General features: G+C 72.1%; 17 protein-coding genes. 10 read left to right on the forward strand and 7 right to left on the reverse strand.

What is annotated here, in order from left to right; genetic code table 11:
• Positions 1-317: 317 nt before the first annotated feature.
• The gene (locus tag ACFW5B_RS14015; RefSeq protein ID WP_386438217.1) at positions 318-1,250 is read left to right on the forward strand and encodes an ABC transporter ATP-binding protein; all 933 of its coding nucleotides are present in this window, start codon (positions 318-320) and stop codon (positions 1,248-1,250) included.
• 14 nt (positions 1,251-1,264) lie between these two features.
• Positions 1,265-2,059 carry an ABC transporter permease gene (locus tag ACFW5B_RS14020; RefSeq protein ID WP_386438222.1) on the forward strand — a complete coding sequence of 265 codons (795 nt, stop codon included), beginning with the start codon at positions 1,265-1,267 and terminating at the stop codon, positions 2,057-2,059.
• Positions 2,060-2,129: 70 nt separating this feature from the next.
• On the opposite strand, the gene ACFW5B_RS14025 is transcribed toward ACFW5B_RS14020, so the two are convergent.
• Both ACFW5B_RS14025 and ACFW5B_RS14030 read right to left on the reverse strand, forming a co-directional pair.
• A complete protein-coding gene (locus tag ACFW5B_RS14025; RefSeq protein ID WP_386438225.1) occupies positions 2,130-2,342 on the reverse strand; it encodes a DUF397 domain-containing protein in 213 nt (70 codons plus the stop codon).
• The gene (locus ACFW5B_RS14030) at positions 2,324-3,166 is read right to left on the reverse strand and encodes a helix-turn-helix domain-containing protein (RefSeq protein ID WP_386438228.1); all 843 of its coding nucleotides are present in this window, start codon (positions 3,164-3,166) and stop codon (positions 2,324-2,326) included. The genes ACFW5B_RS14025 and ACFW5B_RS14030 overlap by 19 nt, the downstream gene beginning before the upstream one ends.
• Positions 3,167-3,337: 171 nt before the next feature.
• Here ACFW5B_RS14030 and ACFW5B_RS14035 point away from each other — a divergent pair, with 171 nt between their 5' ends.
• Positions 3,338-3,562, forward strand: a complete 225-nt coding sequence (locus ACFW5B_RS14035) for a hypothetical protein (protein WP_386438230.1) — start codon at positions 3,338-3,340, stop codon at positions 3,560-3,562.
• 157 nt (positions 3,563-3,719) lie between these two features.
• On the opposite strand, the gene ACFW5B_RS14040 is transcribed toward ACFW5B_RS14035, so the two are convergent.
• Positions 3,720-6,026, reverse strand: coding sequence for a PQQ-binding-like beta-propeller repeat protein (locus ACFW5B_RS14040; RefSeq protein ID WP_386438233.1), 2,307 nt, complete (start codon positions 6,024-6,026; stop codon positions 3,720-3,722).
• Between the two features lie 257 nt (positions 6,027-6,283).
• Between ACFW5B_RS14040 and ACFW5B_RS14045 the strand changes: the two genes are divergently transcribed.
• The 4 genes from ACFW5B_RS14045 to ACFW5B_RS14060 all read left to right on the forward strand — a co-directional run bounded on the left by ACFW5B_RS14045 (position 6,284) and on the right by ACFW5B_RS14060 (position 9,745).
• The gene (locus tag ACFW5B_RS14045; protein ID WP_386438235.1) at positions 6,284-6,604 is read left to right on the forward strand and encodes a peptidase; all 321 of its coding nucleotides are present in this window, start codon (positions 6,284-6,286) and stop codon (positions 6,602-6,604) included.
• An 87-nt stretch (positions 6,605-6,691) separates the two neighbouring features.
• Positions 6,692-7,276: a hypothetical protein gene (locus ACFW5B_RS14050; RefSeq protein WP_386438238.1), complete on the forward strand. Its 585-nt coding sequence runs from the start codon at positions 6,692-6,694 to the stop codon at positions 7,274-7,276.
• A gap of 172 nt (positions 7,277-7,448) precedes the next feature.
• Complete coding sequence (gene sigJ / locus ACFW5B_RS14055) at positions 7,449-8,486, forward strand: RNA polymerase sigma factor SigJ (RefSeq protein ID WP_386438241.1); 1,038 nt, start codon at positions 7,449-7,451, stop codon at positions 8,484-8,486.
• Positions 8,487-8,614: 128 nt separating this feature from the next.
• Positions 8,615-9,745: an NAD(P)/FAD-dependent oxidoreductase gene (locus tag ACFW5B_RS14060; RefSeq protein WP_386438244.1), complete on the forward strand. Its 1,131-nt coding sequence runs from the start codon at positions 8,615-8,617 to the stop codon at positions 9,743-9,745.
• 105 nt (positions 9,746-9,850) lie between these two features.
• On the opposite strand, the gene ACFW5B_RS14065 is transcribed toward ACFW5B_RS14060, so the two are convergent.
• The 3 genes from ACFW5B_RS14065 to ACFW5B_RS14075 all read right to left on the reverse strand — a co-directional run bounded on the left by ACFW5B_RS14065 (position 9,851) and on the right by ACFW5B_RS14075 (position 13,539).
• Positions 9,851-11,275 carry a M1 family metallopeptidase gene (locus tag ACFW5B_RS14065; protein WP_386438247.1) on the reverse strand — a complete coding sequence of 475 codons (1,425 nt, stop codon included), beginning with the start codon at positions 11,273-11,275 and terminating at the stop codon, positions 9,851-9,853.
• Between the two features lie 72 nt (positions 11,276-11,347).
• The gene (locus tag ACFW5B_RS14070) at positions 11,348-12,907 is read right to left on the reverse strand and encodes a SulP family inorganic anion transporter (RefSeq protein WP_386438250.1); all 1,560 of its coding nucleotides are present in this window, start codon (positions 12,905-12,907) and stop codon (positions 11,348-11,350) included.
• A 230-nt stretch (positions 12,908-13,137) separates the two neighbouring features.
• Positions 13,138-13,539, reverse strand: a complete 402-nt coding sequence (locus ACFW5B_RS14075) for a hypothetical protein (RefSeq protein ID WP_386438253.1) — start codon at positions 13,537-13,539, stop codon at positions 13,138-13,140.
• Positions 13,540-13,833: 294 nt separating this feature from the next.
• Between ACFW5B_RS14075 and ACFW5B_RS14080 the strand changes: the two genes are divergently transcribed.
• From ACFW5B_RS14080 to proC, 3 genes are all read left to right on the forward strand, one after another.
• Positions 13,834-14,658 carry an ABC transporter ATP-binding protein gene (locus tag ACFW5B_RS14080; RefSeq protein WP_386438255.1) on the forward strand — a complete coding sequence of 275 codons (825 nt, stop codon included), beginning with the start codon at positions 13,834-13,836 and terminating at the stop codon, positions 14,656-14,658.
• On the forward strand, positions 14,655-15,443 hold the full coding sequence (locus ACFW5B_RS14085) for an ABC transporter permease (RefSeq protein ID WP_386438258.1): 789 nt from the start codon (positions 14,655-14,657) through the stop codon (positions 15,441-15,443). Before ACFW5B_RS14080 ends, ACFW5B_RS14085 begins: the two co-directional genes overlap by 4 nt.
• A gap of 241 nt (positions 15,444-15,684) precedes the next feature.
• Positions 15,685-16,494, forward strand: coding sequence for a pyrroline-5-carboxylate reductase (gene proC, locus ACFW5B_RS14090; RefSeq protein WP_386438261.1), 810 nt, complete (start codon positions 15,685-15,687; stop codon positions 16,492-16,494).
• 55 nt (positions 16,495-16,549) lie between these two features.
• Here proC and trpS read toward each other — a convergent pair whose 3' ends face one another.
• Positions 16,550-17,566, reverse strand: coding sequence for a tryptophan--tRNA ligase (trpS, locus tag ACFW5B_RS14095; RefSeq protein ID WP_386438264.1), 1,017 nt, complete (start codon positions 17,564-17,566; stop codon positions 16,550-16,552).
• Positions 17,567-17,949: the final 383 nt, after the last annotated feature.

A 17,949-nucleotide genomic window follows, 5' to 3' on the forward strand; every position in this document is an offset into this window, starting at 1 on the left:
CGAGGGCCCACATGCTCATGGATGGGTATGACCGTCTCCGTGGTCAGGATATGAGCACGTAACAGAGACCGGCCCCGCTCGACCGCGCGGGGGAGCGATCTCCCATCCGTGCACTGCTCCGATGGCGCGTCCCACCAGACCTGACGCCGCATCGGAGTCCTTGCGGCCGGATACGCCTCAGGTCGCACCCCGCATCAGACCCCGAGCTCATGGCCACGGCCGATTACCGGCCGCGGGAGTGACGGAAACCCGCTGTTACGCGCCCTAGCGTGGTGCACCTGCACTCCGGAATCCACCCTTCCGTCCTGAGGAACACCATGATCGAAGTACGGGGACTGTCCAAGCGCTACGGCGACAAGACCGCCGTCGACAACCTCACGTTCACTGTTCGACCCGGTGTGGTCACCGGCTTTCTCGGGCCGAACGGGGCCGGAAAATCCACCACACTGCGCATGATCGTCGGCCTGGACCGGCCGACTTCGGGCACCGCGACCGTGTGCGGCCGGCCGTACCGCGCACTCCCCACCCCGCTGCACACCGTCGGTGCGATGCTGGACGCCAAGGCGTTCCACAGCGGCCGCACCGCGCGCAACCACCTGCGCGGGATCGCCGCCTCCCACCACATACCGGGTAAGCGGGTCGACGAAGCACTCGCCATGGTCGGCCTGACCTCCGCCGCCCGCAGGCGCGCCGGCGGCTTCTCCCTCGGCATGAGCCAGCGCCTGGGAATCGCGGCCGCACTGCTGGGAGACCCCCAGATCCTCATCCTCGACGAGCCGGTCAACGGGCTGGACCCCGAAGGCATCCAGTGGGTGCGGGAGTTCATGCGGTCCATGGCGGACGACGGCCGCACGGTCCTGGTGTCGTCGCATCTGATGAGCGAGATGCAGGACACCGCGGACCACCTCATCGTGATCGGCCGCGGGCGGCTGGCGGCGGACAGCTCCATGGCGGAGTTCCTCGCCCGCAGTTCCCACAACGGCACCGTGGTCCGCAGCCCGCACGCGGCACACCTCGTGCGTCTGCTGCGGCACGAGGGCGCCACGGTCGACGCCGCCCCCGGCCGTCCGGCGCCGGACGCGATGCTCGTACGGGGCATGGACGCGCAGCGGATCGGTGATCTGGCCGGGCGAAACGGGCTGTGGCTGCACGAGCTGGCGCCGCAGCGGGTCTCGCTGCAAGAGGCCTTCATGGAACTGACCGCGGACGCCGTCGAATACCGGGTGACGCACAGCGGAGAGGCCGCGTGATGAGGGCGACGACCATGACAGACAACGCCGCTGCCGCCTCAGGGAGTGACGGCACGGAAGGCCGGAGGGCGCGGTTCATCGATGCGGTCGCCTTCGAGTGGATCAAGGTCAGTACGGTCCGCTCCACCTGGTGGACGCTGTTCGCCGCCGCCGTCATCACGATCAGCATCGGGGCGTTCGCGGGCAGCAGTGCGGAGGGGGAGGAGGATTCCGTCCTTCGGGAGATCTTCGTAGGACTTCCGATCGGTCAGCTGGCGATCTGCCTTTTCGGTGCCCTGGCCGCCACCTCCGAGTACGGCACCGGCTCGATCCGCAGCACGCTCACCGCGGTACCGAAGCGGCCCCGGTTGCTGGCGGCCAAAGCCCTGGTGGTCGGCGGCGTCTCCCTGGTGACCGGGCTGCTGATCTCCTTCGCCACCCACACCGCCGGGACCGCGTCGCTGGGCGCGGGGGTCCCCCGTCCCGAGCTGTCCGACGGGTCCGTGCTGCGCGCCGTGGTCGGCGGCGGCTGCTACCTGGGCGTACTCGGAGTCTTCGCGCTCATCGTGGGCCTGGTGCTGCGCGCCTCCGCAGGCGCGATCACCGCCTGCGTCGGCCTGACGTTCATCCTCCCTCTCATGTTCCATGCCCTCGGCTCCCTCGGTGACCTGCTGCTCAAGTGGTGGCCCACCGAGGCGGGGCAGCAGATCCTCCACGTGGTCCCCTCCGACACGCGCCTGGCGCCACTGGCGGGACTCGGCTGGTTCGCGGTCTGCACACTCGTCGCGCTGGCCCTCGTGACCTCCCGGATCACCCGACGCGACGCGTGAAGAGCCTGCAACGGCCCCCGTCGCGGGCGAGCGACGGGGGCCGGTCTGTGCGGCGCGGGGCCTGGCGGCCTCAGGCGCCGTGGAGTGTGCCGGATTTCACGGCGGTGACGAAGGACGACCAGGCGGCGGCCTCGAAGGTGAGGGCCGGGCCGTGGGGGTTCTTGCTGTCGCGTACGGGGACGAGGGCTGGGAGGGCGTCTGAGACCTCGATGCAGGCGCCGCCGTCCGAGTTGCTGTAGCTGCTCTTGCGCCAGGTGACGTTGCTCAGGTCGATGGCTCGCACGGCACTTCCTCCAACATCCGCATGACGAACTTCCGCGATTCGGCCGGGCTCAACGCCAGGTCACGCATCGCATCGTACGCGCGTTGCAGACGCTCAACAGAAGTTGTTTCCTCGATGAGTTCGCCATGATGCGCATTCTCTGTGTAGGCAACAGTGCGTCCGTCCGGCAGCCGGAGAAACATCACGGTGGTGCTGTCCAGGCCGTGAAGGCCGGAATTGAAGGGCAGTACGTGGAGTGTGATGTTCGGTCGCTCAGCTGCCTGAACCAGCTGCTCAAGCTGCTTCCGCCACTCGACGGCGTCTTTGAGGGGCGTGCGCAGAACAGCCTCGGAAAGGATCGTACGAAAGGGCGGGGCGTCGTGTCCCTCCAGTAGACGCTGGCGACCCATCCGCGCTTCGATCTGTCGCGTCAGCTCCTCGCCCTTAATGCCGCCCTCTGTAAGAAGGTCATGTGCGTAACTAGGCGTCTGGAGCAGCCCGTGGATGGTGCTGACCCCGTAGTGCCACATGCTCAACGCTTCCGCTTCGAGCTTCATGTACCGCCGGTACCGCTCGCGGAACTGCGTAGGATCACCGGCCGCCAACTCCCATAGCGTCAGCAGCAGTCCAGCGGTGCCGTAGTGCTGGTCCAGGGCCTCGGCGACCTCGGGGCCGCCGATCGTCTGGCCGCTCTCCATCTTCCCGAACAGTGACCAGTCCCACCCCAGCGCGTCGCCGAGCTGGCGGAGGGTGTCGCCTTTCTGGGCCCGTAGTAATCGCAGCTCTTCTACGTAGCGCTGGCGGGGCTCCTGACTGCGACCGGTTACCGCGCGCCTCGGGGGCATGGCGACCTCCTCCGTGGAAGGTGTGGAACTTACGGTGCGTGGGGGCGAAATACATCCCGCAAGGGGTATTCACGCCCTTTTTGCGGTCCATTCTCGTAAGGGCCGGAACACGCACAGTAGTGGCGCTCCGGGGTCTCACGCAGCGAAACGGCAGACAGGAGCGGGCAACTTATGGCGAGGGAACGGCAGGCGGCGGCCGACGGGATGGCCGAGGCCGAAGTGGCGTGTGGCGAGCTGGCCGAAGTGCTCGCGCGAAGCGGCATCGTGTTGCCGTCACTGAGCGTCGACCCCGTGACGTACGGCTACGAACAGAGCCGTGTCCTGGTCGAGTTGGGGCGCTGCAACGTGGCGACGACGCGCAAGCTCATCGACGTACTGAAGCGGGCGGGCCGGTGAGCGGGTCCGTCCCGTACGTCTCGCCGGCGTGTCATGTCGGCAGGCATCCGGCGTGCGACAAGGGCGTCGCCGAGCCCGGTCCCGGGGCCGTCGCCGTGCCCGGGGTGCGGCGCGAGGCCTGTTCCTGCCGCTGCCATACGGGCGGCGGGCCGACGCGTCACCAGCCGGCCGGGTCCTTCGTCGCCGCCGAGAAGACCGTGCCGTCCGGTGCCGCCGCGTAGATCCGGCCGCGGGGGCCGTCCGTACGCGGGGCCGGGAGCGTCTCCACGAAGCCGTTGTGGCGGCCGTTCATCCGGGGCGGGGTCTGGCCCAGCAGTTCGCCCGACCTGGTGTCGACGGCGAGGAGGCGGCCGTCCGCCGCGGTGAAGTAGAGGCGGCCGCCGCTCACCGCCGGCGCCGAGCCGCGGCTGACCGAGGTCTCGGTGTCCCAGGTCCGCCGGCCGACGGCCTGGAGGGCGCCGCCCTCGGCCAGGAGGTAGACCGAATCGCCGTGCACCACTGCGGAGGCGCCGTCCAGGGGCGCGGTGAGCTTGAGGCGGCGGCTGTGCCCGGTGGCCGGGTCGTAGCGGATGACGGCGGTGGTGCGGAAGGAGAGCTTCGGGTCGGTGACGGTCAAATACAGCGCTCCCGACGCACCGGAGCCGGCCGGGGTGAGGATTCCGGGCAGGCGGCGGGCCCAGCGGACCGTGCCGTCGACCGGGTCGATGGCGGTGACCTGGGTGCCGTTCCCGTCGGGGGTGGGCTCGGCCGCGTAGGCGGTGTCCCGGTCGCCGAAACCGCCGAACGACGTGAAGAGCGGCAGCTGATGACCCGGGAACCGCTTCTGCCAGCGCTGCCGGTGGGTCGTGCTGTCCAGCGCGGTGACCGTGCCGTCGGCCGCGCTCAGCAGGATGCGGTCGCCGATGACCTTGGCCCCGCCCTCGTACCCGGAGACGTCCTTGGTCCAGCGGGTGGCGCCCCGGCCGCCCGGCGACGGGTCGAGGGCCAGCAGGCGGCTGCCGTCGTTGGAGAAGACGTACAGCAGCCCGCCGGAGAGCACCGGTGCGGTGCGGGACACGGCTTTCTTGGCCGCCTGTTTTCCGATGCCGGTGGGGTCCTTGCTCCGCCAGGCCACCCGGCCGGAGTCCGCGTCGAGCCGGGCGGCCAGGACGCCGGGCTGGCCGCAGAAGACGGCGCCGGAACCGGTGGTGCAGTGCGGGAGTTCGGCTTCGTGGCCCTTGGGGCGTTTGACGATGGTGGTGTGCCACGGGCGGAAGCCGGCGCCGCCGTCGTGTGACGGGTGGGTCTGGAGGGCGGGGTCCCGGCCGGTGCCGCCGGCGGAGAGCGCCTGGACGCCCGCGTACGTACCGGCTCCGGTGACAACGAGGGCGAGCGCGGCCCAGAGGGGCCAGCGGTGGCGGTCGTGGCGGCGGGAATGGGGGGAGTGCGCTTTCGGTCCCGCATGCCGCTGCTCCGGGATGCGCGCCGGGGGCGGTACCTCGTCGGGCAGCAGGCCTTCGGGGGCCATGCCTTCAGGCGCCATGCCTCCGGTGGTCGTACCTTCAGGCGCCCCACCTTCACCGGTCACGTCGCCGAGGGTCATGCCCAGGGGGGCCGTGCCTTCGGGGATCACGTCGCCGAGGAGACCACCCGTCGCTGCCCCGTCCGTCCGCAGCAGCTTCATCAGGGCGTCCGGAGTCGGCCGGTCCGCCGGGTCCTTCGCCAGGCAGCTTTCGACCAGGGGCACCAACTCCGGGGGGACGCCCGCCAGATCGGCCTCGTCGTGCACCACCTGGTACGCGACGAGATACGGACTCTCCGAGTCGAACGGGCCGCGTCCGGTGGCGGCGTGCACCAGCACCGACCCCAGCGCGAAGACATCCGCCGCCGGGCCCACCTCCCGCGGCCGCTGGAACTGTTCGGGCGCCATGAAGGGCGGCGTACCGATCAACTTGCCGGTCTCGGTACGCATTTCGCTGTCGGACGGCCGCGAGATGCCGAAGTCGATGACTTTCGGCCCGTCCGCGGCCAGCAGCACATTTCCGGGCTTCAGATCGCGGTGCACCACCCCGGCGCGATGGATGTCACGCAGCGCCTCGGCGAGCCCCGACGCCAGCCGCCGCACCTCGTCGACCGCCAGCGGACCCTTCCGCTTCACATGGTCGGAGAGCGTCGGGCCGGGAATGTGGAGGGTCGCCATCCAGGGGCGTTCGGCATCCGGATCGGCGTCCACCACGGGAGCCGTGAAGGCCCCGCTGACCCGCCGCGCGGCTGCCACCTCCTGCCGGAACCGTCCGCGGAACTCGGGGTCCTGGGCGAATTCGGCATGGATGACCTTCACCGCGAGCACCAGCCCGGAGGGCGAGCGCGCCAGATGGACCACGCCCATGCCTCCGGAACCGAGCCGCGCCTCCAGGCGGTATTGGCCGGCGTATTCCGGATGCTCCGCTTCCGGTCCGATGCCGGAATCGCGCAGCGATGGCATGGTTCCACCCCCGTGTCATTACCCGTGCCATTCGGTCGCAAGTGCGACGCGCGGAGCCTAGTCGATGGCGCGTACGAGGTGAACGAGGCTTACCGGCGTGCGCGTCGTGGAACCGCGCCGGGCGGTTGCACGTGTTGCTCCATGAGCCGTTCCGCGCAGGGCGCGTGGAGCCACTCGCGAGCGGGCTCGCTCCATGAGCCTCTTCGGCACCATCGACACCACCACCATCGTCACCATCGTCAACGGGGGAATGCGAAATGACTGCACAGGACCATCAGGGCGCCGCGGAAGCGGCCGAGGGGCAGACGCTCGCCGCCGCGGCGGGCGGTCTCACGTATCCGGTCGCGCCCGGCTACCGCGTCAAGGTCCGCCGGGGGCCCGGCACCGACTACCCGGTCGTCCGGCAGCTCGCCGAGGGTGCCACCGTCCAGATCCGCTGCCAGCAGTACGGCGAGAAGGTCAGCGGCCCGTACGGCACCTCGGACATCTGGGACAACATCGCGTCCGGTCAGTACATCTCCGACACGTACGTCCACACCGGCAGCAGCGGGAGGGTCGCGCCGCGCTGCGTGAACTGAGGCTGCGGGGGCGCGGGGCGGGGCGCCGCCGATGCCTCGGCGTCGCGGATCGCCGGGCGACGGGGCCCGCCGGGGATAATCGATGCCATGAGCGATGAGCAGCGGTCGTCGGCGGGCCCGGAGTCCGGCGGCGCCGTCTCCGGTGGCGCCGGGTCCGGCCGTGCCGTGTCCGGTGGTTCCTCGTCCGGCGGTCCCGAACCGGAGCCGATTCGGTTCTTCGGCACGACCTGGCTCCACCACGACCGTGGCTACGGGCTGCGCCGGGCCGGGGCCGCGGTGGGTTCGCTCGTGCTGGCCGCGGCCGGTGCGGCCGTGCTGCGCTTCGCGTTCCAGGGCCTGGAGATCGCCGATGTCGGCCCGTTCGTCGGCATCCTCGTCGTCGCCGGCTTCGCCATCTGCAGCGCCCTGGCGTTCCGCCGTACCTGGGACGGCTTCGTCCGCCGCCCCGACCCGGCCGCCGAGAGCGCGGCCGACCGGTCCGCGCAGAGCCTGATGTTCATCGGTTTCATCGGCTCGCTGCTCGCGTATTTCTGCCGCAGCCTTGTCGAGGCGCCTGGGGAGAGGCTGCGCCGCGCGGAGTACGCCGCGGCTTGCGAGCGCCACGAGCGTCGCCGCAGCAGCCGCACCGGCAATCCGGCCGCGCGGAAGCCGAGGCCGAAGAAGCGGCGCTGAGGGTGCTGCGCCCCGGCGGCGCGCTCGCCTCGTGGAGGAGGCCTACGCACTCGACCTGACCGTCACACTCCGGCCGTCCGCGCCGTCCTCAGGGTGCGGGGCCGGCTCGGCCCCGTGCCGTACGTGCGGCGAAGTCCCGTGACGGCAGGAACGGACAGCAGAGGAACGGACGATGACGGAGCAGGAGACGGGCACCGCGGCGGACACGGGAGCGGAAGCGGGCACGGAGACAGAAACAGGCACGGAGACAGGGGCAGGAACGGGCACGGGGACAGCCGCGCCCGCCGGTGACCGGCTTGCGCAGTTCGAGGAGGAGCGTGGCCGGTTGTGGGCCATCGCCTACCGGATCATGGGCACGGTCGCCGACGCCGACGACGCGGTGCAGGAGGCCTGGCTGCGGTGGCAGGCGTTGCCCGGTGGGCAGTTGGTGGACAGTCCGCGCGGCTATCTCACCACCGTCGTGAGCCGCATCTGCTACGACCTGCTGGGCTCGGCCCGCGCCCGCCGCGAGACGTATGTCGGTCCCTGGCTGCCGGAGCCGCTGCTCAACGGCACCGGCGGGCCGCTGCCCCTGGGCGGCGCGGTCCCCGGGGGACCCGGCGGCCCCGAGGACCGGGTCACCCTCGACGAGTCCGTCGGGATGGCGCTGCTGACCGTCATGGAACGGCTCACCCCGGCCGAACGCACCTCCTTCATCCTCCACGACGTCTTCGCGGTCCCGTTCCCGGAGATCGCCGAGGCGGTCGGCCGCACCCCGGACTCCGTGCGGCAGTTGGCCTCCCGCGCCCGCAAGCGGGTACGGGCCGAGGCCCCGCGCCGGACCGTCGACCGGGCCGAGCACCGCCGGACCGTCGAGGCCTTCCTCTCCGCTGTTATGGGCGGCGATTTCGAGGCGCTGCTGGCCGTCCTCGACCCCGAGGTGGTGTGGCGTACGGACGGGGGCGGCAAGGTGTCCGCCGCGCGCCGGCCGATTCTGGGCCGCGAGAAGGTGGCCCGCTATGTGCACGGGCTGGTCACGCGCGGCGCCCGGCAGGTGGGGCTGCGGGTCGCGCTGGCGGAGGTCAACGACGCCACCGGGCTGGTCTTCGTCGACCCGGCGGGCGAGCAGTCGGGGGTGTTCGCCTTCACCGTGCACGACGGGCGGATCACGGAGGTGGACGCCGTCGTGAACCCGGAAAAGCTCGGCCACCTGGACCTCGGCCGGCTGTGATCGGGGGGCATGCCCTCAGCCAACAGGCGCCCTCCGGCCGGCCCGATGTCACACCCCGCCACCCCACGTCGTCCCCGTAGTGGCGCCGCCCTCCCACCGCGGCGCCCGGACCGACCTCAGGAGGCAGCATGAAGACCGTCAGCAAGCCGGGGGGTTCCCGGGGCCGCACGGCGCGGGGCAGGGCCGTGGTCCTCGGCGGAGGCTACGCGGGAACGATGGCCGCGCTTCGGCTCGCCCCGTACGCGCAGGTCACGCTGGTCGACCCCAGCGACCGGTTCACCGAACGCGTCCGGCTGCACGAACTGGCCGCCGGACGCCCCGAAGTGAGCCACTCCCGGGCCCGGATGCTGCACGGCACCGGCATCGAGCACCTCGCCGCCCGCGCCACCTCCCTCGACCCGGACGCCCGCGCCGTGCACACCGACAGCGGCCGCACCCTCCTCTACGACCGGCTCGTCTACGCGTTGGGCAGCCACACCGACCCGCGCGGCATCGGCGAGCGGGCCTTCACCGCGGAGAGCGCCGCCGCCCTCCACAAGCGGCTGCTGGACGGGCCGGGTGCGCTGACCGTGGTCGGCGGCGGTCTGACCGGGATCGAGATGGCCACCGAGATCGCCGAGTCGCACCCGGAGTGGCGGGTCCGGCTGCTCACCGGCGGGGAGATCGGCGGCGGTCTGTCGGTCCGCGGCCGGGCCCATGTCCGTACCGTCCTCGGCCGGTTGGGGGTCCGCGCCGAGGAGGGCCGGCGGGTCACCGACGCGGACGATGTCGACGCGGACGCCGTGCTGTGGGCCGGGTCGCTGCGGGCCGCAGGAGGTCTCGCGCACGACGCGGGAGTGGTCACCGACCCGGTCACCGGACGACTCCGGGTCGACGCGCGGCTCCGTTCGGTCAGCCACCCCGACATCTACGCCGCGGGCGATGCGGCCGCGGCCCGTACGCCCCGGGCCGGCGCCCTGCGGATGGCCTGCGCCACCGCGCTGCCCACGGGCTCGTACGTCGGCGGAGCGATCGCCGCCGAACTGCGCGGCGCCGAGCCCCGCCCGCTGTCGTACGGCTTCTTCGTGCAGTGCGTGAGCCTGGGGCGGCACGATGCCCTGATCCAGTCGGTACGGGCGGACGACAGCCCGCGCGAACGGGTGCTGACGGGCCGCCCGGCCGCCACGGTCAAGGAGCAGGTGGTCCGCAACTCCGTCCGCGTCCTGCACCTGGCGGCCCGCCGGCCGGGGGTCATCCCGCTGATCCCGGGCATCGGCTGAGCACGGCGGCCCGGCTCCCCGGTTCCGAGCAAGATCCGCCAACTGGCGGATACGGGCCGGGCGTCGCGCTCCTCACGTCTGGTCGGGCACCACGCCCCCGCCCCCTCAGTCCTCCCGCTTCGGCTTCCCCTTCTCGTACAGCCAGGTCTTGAAGAGCGGCTCCAGGTCCACGTCCGTCTGCTCCTGGCAGAAGTCGAGGAAGTCCTGCGTATCGGCGTTGCGGTAGCGGTACTCGGCGGGCCACTCGCGCAGGATTGTGAAGAAGGTCTTGTCGCCGACGGCGTTCCGCAGCTCCTGGAGGAACATCGCGCCCCGCTCGTAGACGGGGGTGCCGGTCACGTTCTTCGCCCGGCCCGGGTCGGCCGGCGGGAAGGCCCAGCGGGCCGGGTCCTCGGTGTCGTCGTAGAGCGCGTCGAACTGCTCCTGCGGGGTCTTGCCGCCCTTGCGCTCCGTCCACAGCCACTCGGCGTAGGTCGCGAAGCTCTCGCTGAGCCAGGTGTCCGCCCAGGTCTTCGGCGTCACCGAGTCGCCGAACCACTGGTGAGCCATCTCGTGCACCACGGTCAGGGTGTCCGGCGCGCCCGCGTAGACCGGCTTGGTCTGGGACTCCAGGGCGAGCCAGTCGACCCGCTTCGGGGTGTCGTCGACGATCGCGCCCGCGGAGGAGAAGGGATACGGCCCGAAGAGCTTGGTCTCCCACGTCGTGATCTCCGGCAGCTTCGCCAGCGGCCCCTTGCTGGCCTTCGCCTCCGCCGGGTCCACCGCCACGTACAGCGGCAGCCCGCCGGGCGTCCGGGAGGTGTGGACCTCGAACCGGCCGATGGTGGCCGTGGCGAGATAGCTGGCCATCGGCCGGCCGTTGTGCCAGCGGAAGGTGGTGTGGCCCTCGGCGGTCCGCTCCGAGCGCAGTTCCCCGTTGGCGACGGCGGTGTAGCCCTTCGGCACGGTGGCCGTGAAGTCGTAGGTGGCCTTGTCCCGGGGGTGGTTGTTGCCGGGGAACCACGTCATGGAACCGGCGGGCTCACCGGAGACGAACGCCCCGTCGCGGGTCTTGACCCAGCCCTCCGTCGACTGGTCCGGGTCCTTCATCTCCTCCGGTGTGCCTTCGTAGGCGACGCGGGTACGGAACTCCGCGCCCTTCCGCAGGCCCTCGGGCGGCCGGACGGTGAGCTTGTGGCCCTTGCGGGAGAACCCCGCGTCCTCGCCGTCGACCTGTACGTCCGTCACCCGCAGGCCCTGCAGGTCGAGCTGGAAGGACCGCAGATCCGCACGGGCCTCGGCGGTGATGTCGGCGGTCGCGTCCAGGTGCCGCTTCCGGACGTCGTAGTCGAGGTCGAGCCCGTAATGGCGCACCTGGTAGCCGCCGTTGCCGAGCGACGGGAAGAGGGGGTCGCCCACTCCACCGCTGCCCGCCGCCCCCCGTACACCACCGGTGCACGAGGAGAGCAGCAGGGCGACGGAGAGGGCGGCGGTCGCACCACATCTGCGAAGGGGCCGGCGGTTCACAGCGCTCCCGGGGTCGGCGGTCATCAGCGTCCCGACCTTACGGTCATTTCCGCTGGCCCACCGGCCCTCCGCACACGGGTGTCCTAAAGCGGTGTCCTACGGTGCGACGGACGGCGCTTCCTGCCGGGGGACGCGACGCTGTTCCTCCCACGCCCCGAGCGCGGCCGCGCAGGCGTGGTCGAGATGCCGCAGCCCGGTCAGGTCCAGCTCGACCTCCCGGTCCTTGGGCAGCGCCTCCAACTGGTCGAGCAGCTTGGGCAGCCGGAGGAAGGTGGCGTTGCCGAGGGCTCGTACGCGGACGGGGCGCCGGGGGTCCGGTCCGGACGGCCCGTCGTGGCCCGCCGCCGGCTCGTCCAGCCCGGCGATCTCCAGGTGGACGTGCGAGGTCTCCCACGCCGACTTGGCGACCGCCATCAGCAGCCCCAGCAGCACCCCCTCGAACATGTTGGTGGCCACGATCGCCAGCGCCGTGGCGGCGAGCACCACGGCCTCACCCCGGTGCTCCCGCCACAGCGGACGCCACTGCTTCACCGGGATCAACTTGCAGCCCGCATGCACCAGTACGCCCGCCAGCGCCGCCAGCGGCACCACACCCAGCGCCACCGGGAAGGCCGCGGCGAAGACCAGCAGCCACACCCCGTGCAGCACCCGGGAGGCCTTGGTCCGCGCCCCGGCGAACACATTGGCGGAGCTGCGGACGATCACCGCGGTCATCGGCAGCGCGCCGAGCAGCCCGCAGACGGTGTTGCCCGCGCCCTGCGCCATCAGCTCCTTGTCGTAGTCGGTCTTCGGCCCGTCGTGCAGCCGGTCCACCGCGGCCGCGCTGAACAGCGACTCCGCCGACGCGATCAGGGCGAACGCCAGCACCGTGCCCACCGCACCGGCCAGCGCACCCGCCTCCGTCAGCCGCGCGAAGTCCGCGCCGCCCGGCGGCTGTACGACGTCCAGCAGGCCCGAGACCTCGACCCGGGCCACCGGAAGGTCCAGCACGAACACCACGACGGTCGCCAGCGCCACCGCCACCAGCGGCGCCGGCAGCACCCGCGCCGCCCGCCGCCACTTCGGCCACAGCACCAGCAGCGCGATGGTCCCGGCGCCGACCGCCAGTGCCGCCAGCGCCGTGCCGGACCCGGCGGTGTCCGCGGCGAGACCGGGCAGCCCGCCCAGGTTCGCCGGCCCGTTGCCCGGGGCGCGGGCGTCGACCAGGGCGTACAACTGCCCGGCGATCAGCACCAGTCCGATGCCCGCGAGCATGCCCTGGACGACCGCCACCGAAATGGCCCGGAACCAGCGCCCCAGCCGGAGCGCCCCCATGACCAGCTGGAGCACTCCGGCGATCAGCACCAGCGCACCCAGCGTGCCGAGGCCGTACTCCTGCACGGCCTCGTAGACGAGCACGGTCAGCCCGGCGGCCGGACCGCTGACCTGCAGGCTGCTGCCCGGCAGTAAACCGGTGAGCAGCCCGCCCACGATCCCGGTGACCAGGCCCAGTTCGGCCGGTACCCCGGAGGCGACGGCCACCCCGACACACAACGGGACGGCGACGAGGAAGACGACCAGAGAGGCGGTGAAGTCGGCGCGCCAGACCGAGAGCGCCTCACGTGACGGTATGGAGGGGCGGGAAGCGCGTTGTCGGGCAAGGGGGAACCTGCGCATGGGGATGCCTCCAGCGAGTGCGAGATGCGGTGGCGCACGGGTACGCACGGATACGCACGAGCGGACGCGAGGCGGTACGGGCGGCCGGCCGGCGGTCCACGGCACGGGCGTCCGTGCGTCGGCGATCGCCGGCTGCCGCGCACTGCCACGCGGTGCGCGCCAAGGGAAGTGACGGCTGGATCCGTCGGATGCGCGGGCCGGGGGAGGCCCTGGGGAACAGCTCTCGGCGCTCAGCAGCGGAACACGCCGTGGTGGACCGGTAGTTCACCGGACCTCGACACGGGGACGGCCTGCCGTCCGGTCAGCGGGGCGGCCAGCGGCAGCCGGCTCCCGGTCCGTACCGGGGCGCCGGTCGAGACGGTGCTGACCGGTGGCGTGGGCGCGGACACCGCGGCCGTGGACCGCCCGTCGCGGCGCGGCGGGCAGCGGTCGCCGCCGGATTCCGGGTTCTCGGAGGGGTCCGACGCCGAGGGGGCGGGGCCCGGGGGGCCGGTACGGCCGGCGGCGTTCAGGGCCGTCGTGGCCGTCGCGCGTTCTCCGTACACGCCGTCCGCGCCCATCGGCAAGGCCAGCAGAACGGCCATGACGATCAACAGGAGCCGGCCGAAGCCGTGGACCCGGATCTTCGCCATCGTCGCCCCTTCCGGCGCGCCTGGACAGGTCATCCCATTGTGTCCAAGTGGCTATGCAGGATCGCCGGTCGGTTTGTAACCACCCTGTAAACGCGGAGTTATCGACCAGGAACGGCCGGTTTCTTTCACTACCGCGCCCGCCGGTGCGCGCAGATCCCCCTCACGCGCCTCTTGCGCACCACACCTGTCCGGATCACTACCCCGGTGGACCGGCCGCCCCCGTGGCGCCGCATGTTCCGTTCCGGCCGCTCCCCGCCCTTGACGCCCGACACCACCCGGCGCACTATTCATCGCATGATGAATTATGGCGGTGACCCCGCCGTCCACGCCCGCGGTCTCACCGTCGTCCGAGGCGGCCGCACCGTCCTCGACGCCCTCGCCTTCGACGTCCCCCGCGGCCAGGTCACCGGCCTGCTCGGCCCCTCCGGCTGCGGCAAATCCACCCTGATGCGCGCCATCGCCGGCACCCAGGCCAAGGTCACCGGCACCCTCGACGTCCTCGGCCACCCCGCGGGCGACCCCCGGCTGCGCCCCCGCATCGGCTACGTCACCCAGGACCCCTCCGTCTACGACGACCTCACGGTCCGCCAGAACCTCGACTACTTCGCCGCCGTCCTGCACCCCGGCCGTTCCGCCCGCGCCCTGCGCCGCGAGCGCGTCACCCGCACCCTGGAGGACGTCGACCTCACCCGCCACGCCGCCGCCCTCGCCGGCACCCTCTCCGGCGGCCAGCGCAGCCGGGTCTCCCTGGCCGTCGCCCTCCTCGGCGCCCCGGAACTCCTCGTCCTCGACGAACCCACCGTCGGGCTGGACCCCGTCCTCCGCCGCGACCTCTGGCAGCTCTTCCACACCCTCGCCGCCGACCGCGGCACCACCCTCCTCATCTCCTCGCACGTCATGGACGAGGCCGAGCGCTGCCACCGGCTGCTCCTGATGCGTGACGGCCGCCTCCTCACCGGGGGCACCTCCCCGGCGGAGTCCGGGGGAGTCACCCCCGACGCCCTCCGCGAGCGCACCGGCGCCGCCACCGTCGAGGCCGCCTTCCTCCACCTGGTCGACGAGGCCGCGGCGGCCACCCGGCCACCGCGCCCCACCACCACCCAGGAGACCGCGCGATGACCACCGCACCCCGCACCGTCGGCGCCCCGCACCCCGCCCCCACGCCGTTCTCCCCGTCCCGCACCCTGGCCACCACCGCCCGGGTCCTGCGCCAGCTCCGCCACGACCCGCGGACCATCGCGCTGATGCTCGTCGTCCCCTGCGTGATGACCGCCCTGCTGCGCTACGTCTTCGACGACCGCCCCGCCACCTTCGACGGCATCGGCGCCGCCCTCCTGGGCATCTTCCCGATGATCACGATGTTCCTGGTGACCTCCATCGCCACCCTTCGCGAACGCACCTCCGGCACCCTGGAACGCCTGCTCGCCATGCCTCTCGGCAAGGCCGAACTCATCGGCGGCTACGCCCTCGCCTTCGGCTTGCTCGCCATCGTGCAATCCGCCCTCGCCACCGGCCTGTCCGTCTGGTTCCTCGGCCTCGACGTCACCGGCTCGCCCTGGCTGCTCCTCCTGGTGGCCGTCCTCGACGCCCTCCTCGGCACCGCCCTCGGCCTGTTCGTCTCGGCCTTCGCCGCCTCCGAATTCCAGGCCGTCCAGTTCATGCCCGCCGTCCTGATGCCCCAGCTCCTGCTCTGCGGCCTGTTCACCCCGCGCGACACCATGCACCCGGCCCTGGAGGCGCTCTCCGACGCCCTCCCCATGTCCTACGCCGTCGACGGCATGAACCAGGTCGTCCACCACCCCGACCTCACCGGTGACTTCCTCCACGACACCGCCGTCGTCACCGGCTGCGCCCTCCTCGTCCTCACCCTCGGAGCAGCGACCCTCCGGCGCCGCACGAGGTAGCGCCGCCCGCTGTGGGCAATCGTGCCGCTGGGCGATGGGGGTCCCCTCGCTCCTTGGAGCTTGGGGGAGGGTGGGCACCGCGGCACCCCCACGGCGGGGCAGCCGACCCCGAACCAGCCCCCACAGCGGGGCAGCCGACCCCGAACCAGCCCCCACAGCGGGGCAGCCGACCCAGAACCGGACCCAGCACGGTGCGAGGATGGCCCGAAACCCCCAGCGCACCCGAAAGGCCCCCCGCACGATGACCCAGAAGGTCGCAGTACTCGGCACCGGAAAAATCGGCGAAGCCCTGCTCAGCGGAATGATCCGGGGCGGCTGGGCACCCTCCGACCTCCTGGTGACCGCCCGCCGCCCGGAACGCGCCGCCCAGCTCCACGAGCGCTACGGCGTCGAAGCGGTCAGCAACGCCGAGGCCGCCGCAGCCGCCGACACCCTCATCCTCACCGTCAAGCCCCAGGACATGGGCACCCTCCTCACGGAGCTGGCGCCGCACGTCCCCGCCGACCGCCTCGTCATCAGCGGCGCCGCCGGCATCCCCACCTCCTTCTTCGAGGAGCGGCTGGCCGCCGGCACCCCCGTCGTCCGGGTCATGACGAACACCCCCGCCCTCGTCGACGAGGCGATGTCCGTCATCTCCGCCGGCACCCACGCCACCGGCACCCACCTCACCCGTGCCGAGGAGATCTTCTCCGGCGTCGGCAAGACCCTCCGCGTCCCGGAGTCCCAGCAGGACGCCTGCACCGCGCTCTCCGGCTCCGGCCCCGCCTACTTCTTCTTCCTGGTCGAGGCCATGACCGACGCCGGCATCCTCCTCGGCCTGCCCCGCGACAAGGCCCACGACCTCATCGTCCAGGCCGCCATCGGCGCGGCCGTGATGCTCCGCGACAGCGGCGAACACCCCGTCACCCTCCGCGAGAACGTCACCTCCCCGGCCGGCACCACCATCAACGCCATCCGCGAGCTGGAGAACCACGGCGTACGCGCCGCCCTCATCGCCGCCCTGGAAGCCGCCCGCGACCGCAGCCGCGAACTGGCCTCCGGCAACGGCTGACGCACGGCCACCCCGGGGCGCGGCCGCCGACCGCGCCCCGGGGTGGCTCGGCACCTCACCCCGCGGGCAGCAGCCCCACCGCCTCGAACGCCGCATCCACCCGCGGCCGGGCCAGCGCCCGCGCCCGCTCGGCACCGCGCCGCAGCACCGCATCCACGGACGCCGGATCGGCGGCCAGCTCCGCATGCCGCTCCCGCACCGGCCGCAACGTCTCCACCACGGCCTCCGCCACATCCTTCTTCAGCGCACCGTACGAGTCGTACCCCTCGGCCAGCCGCCGCGGATCGCCCCCGGTGCACGCGGCCAGCACATTCAGCAGATTCGCCACCCCCGGCCGCTGCTCCGGGTCGTACGCGACCTCCGGCTCCGCGTCCGTCACCGCCCGCAGCACCTTCTTCCGCACCACCTCCGGCTCGTCCAGCAGATAGACGACCCCCGCCGTCCGGGCGCGCGACTTCCCCATCTTCGACGTCGGCTCCTGCAGATCCATCACCCGCGCCGCCACCGCCGGCAGCGTCGTCCGCGGCACCACGAACGTCGCCCCGTACCGCTGGTTGAACCGCACCGCCAGATCCCGCGTCAGCTCCACATGCTGCCGCTGGTCCTCCCCGACCGGCACCTCATGCGTCCCGTACGCCAGGATGTCCGCCGCCATCAGCGCCGGATACGTCAGCAACGACAGCCGCACCCCGCCCTTCGCCCGCTGCGCCGCGGCTTTCTCCTTGTACTGGATCATGCGCCGCATTTCCCCGTCGGAGGCCGTGCACTCCATCAGATACGACAGCCGCAGATGCTCATCCACCTGGCTCTGCATGAACACCGTGCAGACCTCCGGATCCAGCCCCGACGCCAACAACAGCGTCGCCGCCTGCCGACTGAGCCGCCGTACCCGCGCCGGATCGTGCTCCACGGTCAGTGCATGCAGATTCACCACACAGAACAGTGCGTCCGCCCGGTGCTGGTCCTCCTCGGCCCACCGCCGCACCGCCCCGAGGTAGTTCCCCAGCGTCAGATGCCCCGTCGGCTGCACCCCGCTGAAGATCCGCGTCCGCCCGCCCGTCGTCATCGCCATCTCGTCCGTCCTTCTCTCCCGCACTGCGCCCGGCAGTACGCGTCGAGACCGCCGACCTCACCGGCCGGCTACGAGAGGGAGATACGCAAACGGCCGCCGAAGCGGCGGCCGTGGTCATGCATGCACTGTGGTCGGCCGCCGTCAGGCGGGCCACCACTGCTGTACGAGCGCATGCGTAGTCATGCGCCCCAAAGTACCCCCCGAGACCCGCGTCGGCACGGGTTTGAACAAGCCCGACCCCTCGTGTAGTGTCCTCCGAGTTGCCACGGAGCCGACGGCCCCGGGCAGCCATCCCGCCGCTTCGCGGCACACCACTACTGCACGGCCCCTCACCGGGAACAATTTCGGCGTGCCGAAATTCGGACCGTGACGTGATTATGCGT

The sequence above is a fragment of the Streptomyces sp. NPDC058773 genome (assembly GCF_042746015.1).
Lineage (GTDB): Bacteria > Actinomycetota > Actinomycetes > Streptomycetales > Streptomycetaceae > Streptomyces.

Bases quoted from the DNA above. Each gene is read 5' to 3' on its own strand.
- ACFW5B_RS14015 (WP_386438217.1), top strand. From the start codon at position 318: ATGATCGAAGTACGGGGACTGTCCAAGCGCTACGGCGACAAGACCGCC.
- ACFW5B_RS14020 (WP_386438222.1), top strand. From the start codon at position 1,265: ATGACAGACAACGCCGCTGCCGCCTCAGGGAGTGACGGCACGGAAGGC.
- ACFW5B_RS14030 (WP_386438228.1), bottom strand. From the start codon at position 3,166: ATGCCCCCGAGGCGCGCGGTAACCGGTCGCAGTCAGGAGCCCCGCCAG.
- ACFW5B_RS14035 (WP_386438230.1), top strand. From the start codon at position 3,338: ATGGCGAGGGAACGGCAGGCGGCGGCCGACGGGATGGCCGAGGCCGAA.
- ACFW5B_RS14040 (WP_386438233.1), bottom strand. From the start codon at position 6,026: ATGCCATCGCTGCGCGATTCCGGCATCGGACCGGAAGCGGAGCATCCG.
- ACFW5B_RS14045 (WP_386438235.1), top strand. From the start codon at position 6,284: ATGACTGCACAGGACCATCAGGGCGCCGCGGAAGCGGCCGAGGGGCAG.
- ACFW5B_RS14050 (WP_386438238.1), top strand. From the start codon at position 6,692: ATGAGCGATGAGCAGCGGTCGTCGGCGGGCCCGGAGTCCGGCGGCGCC.
- sigJ (WP_386438241.1), top strand. From the start codon at position 7,449: ATGACGGAGCAGGAGACGGGCACCGCGGCGGACACGGGAGCGGAAGCG.
- ACFW5B_RS14060 (WP_386438244.1), top strand. From the start codon at position 8,615: ATGAAGACCGTCAGCAAGCCGGGGGGTTCCCGGGGCCGCACGGCGCGG.
- ACFW5B_RS14065 (WP_386438247.1), bottom strand. From the start codon at position 11,275: ATGACCGCCGACCCCGGGAGCGCTGTGAACCGCCGGCCCCTTCGCAGA.
- ACFW5B_RS14070 (WP_386438250.1), bottom strand. From the start codon at position 12,907: ATGCGCAGGTTCCCCCTTGCCCGACAACGCGCTTCCCGCCCCTCCATA.
- ACFW5B_RS14075 (WP_386438253.1), bottom strand. From the start codon at position 13,539: ATGGCGAAGATCCGGGTCCACGGCTTCGGCCGGCTCCTGTTGATCGTC.
- ACFW5B_RS14080 (WP_386438255.1), top strand. From the start codon at position 13,834: ATGATGAATTATGGCGGTGACCCCGCCGTCCACGCCCGCGGTCTCACC.
- ACFW5B_RS14085 (WP_386438258.1), top strand. From the start codon at position 14,655: ATGACCACCGCACCCCGCACCGTCGGCGCCCCGCACCCCGCCCCCACG.
- proC (WP_386438261.1), top strand. From the start codon at position 15,685: ATGACCCAGAAGGTCGCAGTACTCGGCACCGGAAAAATCGGCGAAGCC.
- trpS (WP_386438264.1), bottom strand. From the start codon at position 17,566: ATGGCGATGACGACGGGCGGGCGGACGCGGATCTTCAGCGGGGTGCAG.